The organism is Thioalkalivibrio sp. ALE12, from assembly GCF_000381105.1.
In the GTDB taxonomy this organism is placed as follows: Bacteria; Pseudomonadota; Gammaproteobacteria; order Ectothiorhodospirales; family Ectothiorhodospiraceae; genus Thioalkalivibrio.
Genome location: NZ_KB905917.1, coordinates 19410 through 29362 on the forward strand (window position 1 = coordinate 19410; position 9953 = coordinate 29362).

General features: G+C 67.5%; 14 protein-coding genes. 4 read left to right on the forward strand and 10 right to left on the reverse strand.

The window, feature by feature from the left end:
* Nucleotides 1-40: 40 nt before the first annotated feature.
* Genes F614_RS0112765 through F614_RS0112775 form a run of 3 tightly spaced genes read right to left on the reverse strand, consistent with a single transcriptional unit; the run spans nucleotide 41 to nucleotide 1738 of the window.
* Nucleotides 41-523, reverse strand: coding sequence for a gamma-glutamylcyclotransferase (locus F614_RS0112765; protein ID WP_019559018.1), 483 nt, complete (start codon nucleotides 521-523; stop codon nucleotides 41-43).
* An 8-nt stretch (nucleotides 524-531) separates the two neighbouring features.
* The gene (locus F614_RS0112770; protein ID WP_018865773.1) at nucleotides 532-1044 is read right to left on the reverse strand and encodes a YcgN family cysteine cluster protein; all 513 of its coding nucleotides are present in this window, start codon (nucleotides 1042-1044) and stop codon (nucleotides 532-534) included.
* Nucleotides 1037-1738 (reverse strand): hypothetical protein, encoded by a 702-nt coding sequence (locus F614_RS0112775; RefSeq protein WP_019559019.1) that lies wholly within the window; start codon nucleotides 1736-1738, stop codon nucleotides 1037-1039. Before F614_RS0112775 ends, F614_RS0112770 begins: the two co-directional genes overlap by 8 nt.
* Nucleotides 1739-1838: 100 nt before the next feature.
* Between F614_RS0112775 and F614_RS0112780 the strand changes: the two genes are divergently transcribed.
* From F614_RS0112780 to F614_RS0112790, 3 genes are all read left to right on the forward strand, one after another.
* Nucleotides 1839-2972: a hypothetical protein gene (locus tag F614_RS0112780; RefSeq protein WP_018879940.1), complete on the forward strand. Its 1134-nt coding sequence runs from the start codon at nucleotides 1839-1841 to the stop codon at nucleotides 2970-2972.
* A 90-nt stretch (nucleotides 2973-3062) separates the two neighbouring features.
* Entirely contained in the window at nucleotides 3063-3278 is a 216-nt protein-coding gene (locus F614_RS0112785) for a hypothetical protein (protein WP_018865776.1), read from the forward strand.
* 53 nt (nucleotides 3279-3331) lie between these two features.
* The gene (locus F614_RS0112790) at nucleotides 3332-3769 is read left to right on the forward strand and encodes a hypothetical protein (protein WP_018865777.1); all 438 of its coding nucleotides are present in this window, start codon (nucleotides 3332-3334) and stop codon (nucleotides 3767-3769) included.
* Nucleotides 3770-4027: 258 nt separating this feature from the next.
* On the opposite strand, the gene F614_RS0112795 is transcribed toward F614_RS0112790, so the two are convergent.
* Nucleotides 4028-4705: a tetratricopeptide repeat protein gene (locus F614_RS0112795; protein ID WP_018865778.1), complete on the reverse strand. Its 678-nt coding sequence runs from the start codon at nucleotides 4703-4705 to the stop codon at nucleotides 4028-4030.
* Between the two features lie 206 nt (nucleotides 4706-4911).
* Here F614_RS0112795 and F614_RS0112800 point away from each other — a divergent pair, with 206 nt between their 5' ends.
* On the forward strand, nucleotides 4912-5166 hold the full coding sequence (locus F614_RS0112800; protein ID WP_018877321.1) for a hypothetical protein: 255 nt from the start codon (nucleotides 4912-4914) through the stop codon (nucleotides 5164-5166).
* 96 nt (nucleotides 5167-5262) lie between these two features.
* On the opposite strand, the gene F614_RS0112805 is transcribed toward F614_RS0112800, so the two are convergent.
* From F614_RS0112805 to F614_RS15015, 6 genes are all read right to left on the reverse strand, one after another.
* Nucleotides 5263-5451, reverse strand: a complete 189-nt coding sequence (locus tag F614_RS0112805) for a hypothetical protein (protein ID WP_019559020.1) — start codon at nucleotides 5449-5451, stop codon at nucleotides 5263-5265.
* Between the two features lie 229 nt (nucleotides 5452-5680).
* Complete coding sequence (locus tag F614_RS0112810) at nucleotides 5681-7819, reverse strand: TonB-dependent receptor domain-containing protein (RefSeq protein WP_019559021.1); 2139 nt, start codon at nucleotides 7817-7819, stop codon at nucleotides 5681-5683.
* A gap of 233 nt (nucleotides 7820-8052) precedes the next feature.
* The gene (gene hemP / locus F614_RS14655) at nucleotides 8053-8226 is read right to left on the reverse strand and encodes a hemin uptake protein HemP (protein WP_018865782.1); all 174 of its coding nucleotides are present in this window, start codon (nucleotides 8224-8226) and stop codon (nucleotides 8053-8055) included.
* Entirely contained in the window at nucleotides 8223-8639 is a 417-nt protein-coding gene (locus F614_RS0112820) for a biopolymer transporter ExbD (RefSeq protein WP_018865783.1), read from the reverse strand. Before F614_RS0112820 ends, hemP begins: the two co-directional genes overlap by 4 nt.
* Before the next feature lie 3 nt (nucleotides 8640-8642).
* Complete coding sequence (locus tag F614_RS0112825; RefSeq protein ID WP_018865784.1) at nucleotides 8643-9392, reverse strand: MotA/TolQ/ExbB proton channel family protein; 750 nt, start codon at nucleotides 9390-9392, stop codon at nucleotides 8643-8645.
* A 42-nt stretch (nucleotides 9393-9434) separates the two neighbouring features.
* Nucleotides 9435-9953 (reverse strand): energy transducer TonB (locus F614_RS15015; protein ID WP_019559022.1); only part of this gene is annotated, 519 nt, incomplete at its 5' end.

Sequence of the window (9953 nt, forward strand, 5' to 3'; positions counted from 1 at the left end):
GAGCGGGCGCTACAGGATCACCACCGCTGAACCATGCAGTTCAGGGCCGTGCCGGCCAGACGCCACCCGCCAGATGGCGCGCACCGGGTGGCAGACGCGGCATCCAGTAGACCCAGAGGGCCGTGGGACCATCCTCGGTCCAGGCGGGCACCAGGGCCCGGCGATACTCCCCGCGGCCGTCCGGGCGCACACCCTCCAGGGCGTCGACGCGCGGCAGGGCCCGCGGCGGATCGGGCAGGCGAATCCACTCGCCGTGCACAAGCTCCTGCGCCGCATCCGGGGCTGATGGCGCGAGCCCCCGGAAGCGGCGCTGACGCCCCGCGTCACGGGCCGGGTCCTGCCCGGCTTTCAGGAGAATGCTGCTGGCGGGGATCTGCACGGCGGGGTAGCCCACGGGTAAGTCATATAGCGACCCGACAATGGTCGCGGTGCGAATCCGGAGGGCGCTGGAGCAGAACGCCCGGTGGTTGGCGAAGCCCCGCTTCAGCGTCCCGTACACGAACAGGTCGACGAATCCCGCCATACCGATGGCTACTCCTGCGGGAAACGCACTACCGGGCGCCACAGGCGCGCGGACTCCGGCACCTGGCCGGGCCAGTCGACCACGTAGTCGATCAGGGGGAGGTCGGGGGCATCACACTCGCGGATGACCCGGCCGGCCACCGAGACGCGGGCGCGCTTGACCGTCTCCGGATCGCCCGTCAGCAGAGGGTGCCAGGTCGGCAGCGGGTGGCCCTCGAAACGCAGGCGATAGGCACAGGTGGGCGGCAACCAGTGATAGTGGGGCAGGTCCTTTCGGGTCAGCTGGATGCAGTCCGGCACGAAGTCCCGGCGGTTGGCGTAGTCCGAGCAGAAACCGGTCTCGCAGTCGAGCAGGTCGCAGGCCAGCCAGGTAAAGGCCAGCTCGCCCGAGTCCTCGTCTTCCAGCTTGTGCAGGCAGCAGCGCCCGCAGCCGTCGCACAGGGCCTCCCACTCTTCGTGGCTCAGGGTCTCGAGCGGGCGCTCCCAGAACGGGCGGGCATCCGGCGCGGCCGATTCACTCATGATCCCCGTAGTCCTCGCCTAGGCGGCGGCGCCCTTCGTCGCGCAGGCGTTCCACGGTCTGTCCCCAGCGCTCCTGGGTCACGTAGTGCATCAGCACACGCCCGCGGCGCGGGACCAGAATGGCCAGCCCGTCCTCGGGGTAGAGCCAGTAGCTGTGATCGGAGTCCATGCGCAGGCGCTCGCGCGGCTCGCCAAAACGCTGGGTAATCAGGTCCTCGGTCCAGTGGGCGCGCGGGATGTAGCTCATCTCGACGATCGGGACGTTGCCCAGCGATGTCAGGGCGTCGTCGCTCAGTCCGTAGCGCCGGGCCCCGCTGGGCATGGGCCGCTCGGACGTCGTCTCGGCCTCGATCCGGTCCAGCGCCGCCTCATCCAGATCCGGGCGCAGGATCAGGTTGGCCTCGAACGGGGGGATGCGCGCGTTCACGTAGTAGGCCTCCACCGAACGCGAACCGTCGGCATCCACGAACAGGCGGATGTCCGGCACCGGCAGGAGGCCCATCAGGTCGGCCATGGTGGTCTCGCCCAGCACGATGCCCAGCACCCGCGTGCGCTGGCGATCCCCTACCTCGATCTGCCACGGAAGGTCGGAGAACTGCTGACTGCGCATGCCACCCGGGTTGGAGTAGACCCACATGGCCAGCGCCAGGATGACCCCCATCGCCACCAGCCCGATGATCCAGCGTACATGCATCGCGCAATTCCCCTTGAAGACACAAAGCCCGGCCGTGGCGGGCGCGCCATGCCGCCTCGTATAATGCGACGCTCGCCCGACCACCGGATACCAGCCCGCCATGTTCGCACGTTTGTCTGCCTGGATCACCGCCCGCTCCGTCCCCGGCGACAGCGGCGGGCGCATCCTGATCCTCGCCCCGCGGGCCACCCTTGAGACGGCCGCCGACTGGCTCGCGGAGCTGGCCGACGCCGTCGGGCCGATCACGCTGGGGGTCACCGACTGCGGCCATGACCGCGAGGCGGCCGGCTTGATGGATGCCACCCCGGCGCTGGCGATGCGCCCGGACCTGGCGGCCCCGCGTCTGGCGCGGCTGCGGCCGCGCGCCGTCGTGGTCATCGGGCCCCTGCGGGCCGGCGAGCACGACCTGGGCCCCGCACTGGCCTCGCTCCATGCACCGCGCATCTGGGTGAATGCCGAGGGCGACACCGGGGGCGTCGAGTGGGATGCCGTGTTCGCGGCGCGCGAAGACGCCCCGGCCCCCGGGATCGCCGAAGTGATCGGCGACCCGATCGCCGGGGCGGTGGAACTGCCGGCCCCGCCGTCCGACTCCAGCGCATTCTGCGAACGCTTTCGCGAATACCACGAAAAGGGCCATCCGATCCTGCTGGCACCCAACACCGGCCCGGGCGAGGAGGCCTTCGCGTTTGCCGTGCTGTTCGCGGTTCTGCGCAAGAGCGCGGCCATCCTGCTACTGGCCCCCGCGGACCCGGCTCGTCACGAGCCGGTCTATCGCGACGCCATCAAGTACTCGCTGCCGATCATCCGCCACAACCGCTTCATGACCTCCTTCGTGCCGCGCAAGAACCGGGTCTACTACATCGAGGATCCGGAGACGCTGCACGCCGCCTACACCTGCGCCCAGGTGACCCTGCCGGGCGGCACCCTGGCCGCCAGCGAGACCCCGCCCGACCTGGGCCTGCCGCTGGCCTGTGGCAGCGCGGTCATCTGCGGCCCGGCGGAGCATGAACGCCACCCGGATGCCGCCACGCGACTGCGTATCGCCGCCGAGCACACCGGCCTCGTCGCTCGCGGCGAGGACCCCGAGCGGGTGGCCGACGAGGTGCTCGCGCGCCTCGCGGAGGGGATCGACCCGGCGGCACGGCGCGCACGCCTCGCTGAATGGCAGTCCCGCCAGTCCGGCGCACGCGCCGCGGTGCACGCCCGCCTGCAGGCCCTGCTCGCCCCCGCCTGACCCGGCGCGGAGCCGCCGGGCGGTGAAATGCAACTAATTGATCTATAATCGGGTCAACGAGTTACAGGTTTGCCGGACAGGTTCACGCACATGATCGACGCCAGCCACTCCCTCGCGGGCATCCAGAAGGGCATGACCAGCATGCGCCAGCAGGCCCACACGGTGGCCACCGAGAACGCGGGCAGTCGCGAGAGTATGGGTGCCCAGGTGGGCATGATCGCCAGCCAGAATCAGGTCGAGGCCTCGGTGAAGACCCTGCAGGCCGAGGACCGGATGATTGGCTCGTTGCTGGACGTACGCGCCTGAATCCGGGCAACGCCTGAGAACACGACCTACCAGGAGGCTCGCCGAGTTACGCGATGGAAGTCCCGGTCACCAACCCGTCTGCTGCGGTACCGGTCGGCACACGCCCGACCGGCAGCGACCGGCTGGGCCTGGGGCAGCTCTCCACCCCGGCCGATTTCGATCGCCCGCTGAACGACCCCGAGGCCGGCGAGGCCCGCCGCCCGATCGAGGATCGCGCGGAACAGGACGAGAACCGCCGCGGCGATGCCGAACAGGACCAGGGCCTGGCCTTCCCCCCGCGCTCGGAACAGGAGATGGCCTCGCGGGCCCGGGTCGCGGCCCAGATCGAGGCCTTCCGCAGTAGCGGCAATGACGCCGAAGGGGCCGCGGCGCCGGACGGTGGCGTGCTGGGCGGCGTCGGTGTCGAGGCCCTGCGCCGCCGCGTAGAACTCGCGGTCAGTCTGGCCGGGCCGGCCGAGGAGCCACGCCGCGAACTGAACGTGGTGGTCTAGCCCTCCGCGGAGCGCACGAAGAAGGTCCACAGCGCTTCACAGGAAGGCCCGGAAGATCGGAAGAAGCGCGTTGGGGTCACGACGCATTGCCCTCAGTCCCTGGCAATGCCCTCGGTCCCTGCGTGACACGCCACCCCACGCTCTCGTCATCCCGAACACCCAACAGCCGTCATCGCGAGGCGCGCAGCGCCGTGGCGATCGGCTCGCGAGATCCCGGCGCTTCCTTCAGGTTGCATCCCTGACAGGCGGCCGTGCCGGCTACTGCAGGCGCGGCGCTGCCTTGGCCTGTGCCTGGTTCTGCAGCCACTCCTGGGCGCGTTCGCCCGCGTGCAGGCGCTCGTCGGGACTCAGCTCGCGCGCCACACGCTCGCGGTAACGCGCCGCGCTCGCGATCCCCATCTCCGCCGCGATCGCATACCACTTGAATGCCGACACATCGGAGCGTTCCACGCCCTCGCCCATCGCGAACAGCCGCGCGAGATTGGCTGCACCGCGCCCCTCGCCGGCCTCGGCCGCCAGCAGATACCACTGGGCCGCCTGTTCCGCATCCTGCGGCAGGCCCCGGCCCTCGTCGAACTTGAGCCCCAGGTTGAACATCGCCTGGGCATTCCCGCGCTCCGCGGCAATATGGAACCAGCGGGCCGCCTCGTTGGGGTTCGCCTCCAGGCCGTCCCCCTGCTCGAACAGGACGGCCAGGTTGAAGGCGGCATCCGGGAACCCGGCCTCGGCCGAACGCTGATACCACTGCGCGGCCTCGAGGGGATCCCGCGGCAGGTGCTGCCCCTCATCCAGCAGGACCCCCAGGTTGAAGGCGCACTGCGGGTCCCCGGCCTCGGCCCCCTGCCGCCAGAGGGTCATCGCGACGGCGTGTTCGCCGCGGGCCCAGGCATTGCGAGCCTGCTCCAGGAGAGATTCTTGCGAAGAGGATTGCGCCATCACTGCCGTCCGGAATTGCCATTGTCTCACTCTAGCGACCCTGCGAAGGGCCGTCGACAAACCGCACGAGGATGCGTGACAGAAACCACGCCCCGGGCGAAACGCAAAGCTGTGATGAATTTCCCGAAACACCGGAGGGGGCTCAAGGGTCAAGAGGTGTGAACGCAGTTGCGCGTTTACATCCACCTCAATGGACAGGAGTTTCCATGAAGCATTCCACCAAGATCCTGGCCGCCGCGGCCATCGCACCCTTTGTACTTCTGATGGGCTGCTCCGACGGTGACATGGGCATGGACGAGTTCGAGGAACAACAGATGCAGGAACAGCCCGAGGGCGGTGAAGGCGGCATGCAGAGCGCCCCGCCACCCGAAGGGAGCATGCAGGAGCCGCCGCAGGAGGGCGAGATGCAGCAGCCCCCGTCCGATGGCGGCATGGAACCGGAGGGTGACGGCAACTTCTGACCCCCGGACGCCCTGCAGGGGCGTCCAATCCGGATAAAGCAAAAAAGCCCCGGCACGCCGCGCGTGCCGGGGCTTTTTGTTTCGGCTCAGCCGGGATCAGTCGCTGAAGGTATCCTCCATCTCGTCCCCGGCATCCTCCATCGCGTCGCCAGCGTCGTCCATGGCGTCGTCGATGTTCTCGCCGGCCTCTTCCGCCGGGCCCTGATTGTCACAGCCCGCGAGGGTCGCGCTGCCCAGCGCCATCATCAGGGCAAGCAGCAGAATCGTCAGTCGTGATTTCCACATGGTGTTCTCCTTTACCGTTGCAGTCCGTTCTGGATCATTCCCTACGCACGAGCGGGTCACCCGCCGCCGGGGCACTCGGCATTAAGGCCCGGCTGAACTCCGTTGGTTCGATTCGTTCGGGCCCTGGGCCTGCAAACTGTGATGCACACCCACGGAAACCGATCCATAAAAAAGGCCGCGGACAAGGCCGCGGCCAATCGGAGGCACATGCAAACCCCGTTCGGGGGTCTCAGAAGCGGTGCTTCAGGCCCACCGAGAAGGTGCGCGGTTCGTTGGGCCGGGCCCCGTCCGGGTACCGCGAGATGATGCTCTGCTCGTCCAGCACATTGGTGGCGCGCACGAACAAGTCAGTGTCCTTACCCAACGGATAGCGGCTTACCAGGTCCAGCGTGGTCAGCGACTCGGTACGGTTGAAGTCCCCCGACGCACGATTGCAGCCGTCACTGCTGCAGGTCTCGTCGATGTACTTCAGGATGGCGTAGTTGTTCCAGCCACTGCCATGCTCGAGCCCCGCGCGCAGACTGAACTGGTGACGCGGGATCGCCTGCAGGCGGTCTCCCTTCTGCACACCGGAAACCGCGTTGTCCGCGCTGTATTCGGCGCTGGTGTAGGTATAGCTAGCCTCCAGCGGGGCCCGGAAGCTGCCGAGATCCATGCTTGTGGACGTACGCAGTTCCAGACCGGAAATCACCGCCTCGCCGGTGGTGAAGGTCCCGGAGGTGGATCCGTCCGAGCAGGGCGTGGCGATCGAGCAGTTCTGCACGAAGTCGGAGAAATCGCTGTAGAAGCCGATGGCCTCGACGAAGGCGTTATCACCCTGATAACGGGCACCCAGTTCCCAGTTGGTGCTGGTTTCCGGATCCTGTTCCTCGGTCGCACCGCCGCCCAGGGGGGCAAATCCCCGGTGTACGCCGGCAAGGACCTGCCAGCGATCCGTCACGTCATAGGTAAGCGAGGCCCCGGGCAACCAGATGCTGCTCGAATTGGAACGCCGGGAGTCCACAACCGTGCGCTGCGCGTCGCCGTATTGAGTACGCGAGGTCTCGACGTCCTCGTAGCGCAGCAGGAGGTTGGCGGTCAGCCGATCGTTCACGTACCACTCGTCGGCCACCCAGAAACTCCAGGCCTTGGCATCCTCGAACCGGTTGTTGCTGCCCGTCGGCTGGATCGTGTCCTGGTAGACCAGCGAGCCATTCACCTGGTCATAGATATCATCCGGCTGGAACCGATCCATCTCGTCCTGATGATAGCGGGCACCCGCGCGCAGCCAGTGGTCCCCGAAGTCCATGCTCAACTCGGTCTGGACACCCTCGGAGACATACTCGCGGTTGTTGTTGCGATACGTCAGGTCCGCAACATCCTCCTCGCCCCGGAGGATCCGCTGCGCGGTGGCATCCCCCTGGTTGGCGTCGTCGATAAACGCACTGCCGCCACCAAGTTTGAACCAGTTACGCGCGAATTCGTTGCGGTACAGGGTGGTGGTCATGCGTACGCGATCCGACCAGTCGATGTCGTGCGTCAGGCTCAGCCCGAGGTGATCGTTATTCATCTGGTCGATCTCGGAAAGGCCGTATCGCCGGTTGGGGTCCCGCGCGAAATCCTCGTCGGTCAGACCGAGGTAGGTCTCGTTCGAGGTCTCCTCCGAATACTGGATCTTGGTCTCGATGCTCTGGCGCTCACCCTCCCAGCGCAGTTTTCCGACATAGTCCTGGATGTCGTACCCGGTATCCCGGTTGCTGCGATCGATGTCCTTGAAACCGGCCCCGTCCCGCTGGACCGTCTCGATCATGTAGCTCCAGTCGCCGGAACGGTCGCCAAACATGGCATGCACATCGGTGCCGCCGCGATCGTTCACCACCGCCTCGATGGACCCTTCACGTTCGCGGGGGATCGGCGTGGACACCAGGTTGATCACCCCCCCGGTCGTCTGGGGGCCATGGCGCAGCAATGGCGCTCCCTTCAGTACCTCGATCTCGTGGATCCGCTTGGCGGTCGGGAAATAGTAGGCCGCCGGGTTGGAATACGGGGCCGGGGCGATCAATACGTTGTCCTCCATCAGCGTCACCTTGCTGCTGCGCCCCGGCGGCGCCGCCCGGATACCGATATTCGGCCGCAGGCCCGCGCCATCCTCCTCCCGCACATAGACACCGGGCACCGTCTTGAGCGCCTGATGGATATCGGTGGTCCCTTCGGTTTCCAGTTGGTCACGCCCGACAACGGCCGCTGAACCGGGCAGCCGCTGCGTCGCGGTGACATCCCCGAGAATCTGGACCGGTGCAAGCCGGGCCTCGGGTTCGGGGACTGTCCCTGGGTCGGCTTCATGGGCATGGAGCGCGGGAATACCCGCGACCCCGGCGATCGCGAGCACGATCGCCCGCCGTTTCCAGGCGCCGTGGATGGGCGAACGCGTTGCTCGCGGTTCGGTTCGGTGGGTCGGCTGGTGGTTTCGAGCCATGGTGGTCTCCCTTGAATAGCCAGTATCAATACCGCCCGGACGTCGAGACGCCGCGGATCGGTGACGGATTGGAGGCTGGCTGAGGGAGGGGCTCCCCTGGCTGGCAGGTGTCACGGTACGGACCGTGACGGGTGTTTCGTGTGGTTCTACTTGGTCAGGATCAGCTTGTCGTTCGCGGTGCGGCGCAAGGTGTACCACTCGCCACGGTGGCAGATGCGGATCTGCCGCGCGGGTCCCAGCAACTGTTCGCTGGCGATCTCGCGCGGGCCCGTCTGCTCGCGGGCGGCGGGCTTGACCGATTCAGAAGAGCCGGAATTCATCGTTCCCCCTCCGGTTCGGAGACGAAGGCCATGCGGCCCACCCCGGACTGGCGCACCTCGGCCATCACCCGGGCCAGCCGCTCGTAGCGGGTGTCGCGGTCCGCGCGCAGGTAGATCGCGACGTCCGGTTGTGTCTCGAGCACATCGCGCAGGCGCGTCGGGAGCTGCTCCAGCGCAATCGGCTCGTTGTTCCAGTAGAGATCGCCACCCCCGTCCAGCGCCAGGGTGACGCTTTCGGGCAGTTCATCCACCGGCTCGCTGGTGGCCTGGGGAAGATCCAGATCCACCGAGTGTGTGATCACCGGCGCGGTGATGATGAAGATCACCAGCAGCACCAGCATCACATCCACCAGCGGGATCACGTTCATGTCCGACATCGGCTCGTTGGAATCACCCATGCGTCCGAAGGCCATCGCTCATACCCCCTGATGCAGGCCGTCGTCCGGCAGCGCATGCGGATCGGTACGGCGGTCGCGGGCCTGGCGTGCATTGCCCGGCATCAGGTCGGAGTGCATCAGCAGGGCATGCACATCATGCGCGAAGGCCTCGAAATCCTGGTGCAGCAGACGCTGGGAACGATTGAAGATATTGAAGAATGCGACCGCCGGAATGGCCGCGGCCAGACCGGCGGCCGTCGCCACCAGGGCCTCACCGAGCGGCCCGGCGACCAGGTCCATGGATACCGACGACTCCTGCGAGATGTCGATCAGCGCGCCGTGGATCCCCCAGACCGTACCCAGAAGCCCGACGAACGGTGCCAGCGCCCCGACCGAGGCGAACACGATGTTGCCGGCCTGCATGCGCAACAGCTGGCGGTCCATCGCCTGGCGGATTCGGCGCACCACGTGGTCGTCCAGACGCTGCTCGGCCTTGTCCGAGCCATCCCGCACACCGCGATAGTCGTCGAACGCCGCGAACGCCTCCTGGCCGATCGCCGCCAGCGGACCGCGCTGATCACGGATCGCATCGTGAAAGGCCGGCGCCGTCTGGCTCGCATCGAAGGCCTCCAGCGTCGCGCGGTTGTCGCGGCGCACACCGAACAGCGTGAACAGCTTGCTCGCGGCAATCGCCCAGGTCGCCACCGACATCACCAGCAGGACCAGGAAGACCGCGATCAGCACCGGGTCGCCATGGCGAAACACGTAGAAAACATCGAACTCGTTCATGCAGTCATCCTCGACGGCGCCCCTGCGGCGGGGCTCACGCGTTTATCGAATCGAAAATTCCATTGGCACCAGGACCACGCCCTCCACCGCGCGGCCGCCACGGCGCGCCGGCTCGAACTCCCAGTGCTCGATCGCTGCCTGAGCGGCCTCGTCCAGACGCCGGTGGCCACTGCTCTCCTCCACCGACCAGTCCAGCGGCTGCCCCTGCGCGGAAACCCGGACCCGCAGGAGCACGGTCCCCTCCTCGCCACGACGCAGCGAGATCCGCGGATAGTCGGGCGGCGGATTGCTCAGGTAATCCGCCCCGAAACCCGGCTCCTCGAAGGGCTCGTCCTCCTGCCCCGCCGGCCCACTGGCGGTCGCGCCCGTCTCCGCCCCCTCGTCCCGCTCCGGGGTGAATCCGGCCGGCTCTGGTTCCGGCTCTGGTTCCGGCTCTGGTTCCGGCTCTGGTTCCGGTTCTGGCTCCGGTTCTGGCTCCGGTTCTGGCTCCGGTTCTGGCTCTGGCTCTGGCTCTGGCTCTGGCTCTGGCTCCGGCTCCGGCTCCGGCTCTGGCTCTGGCTC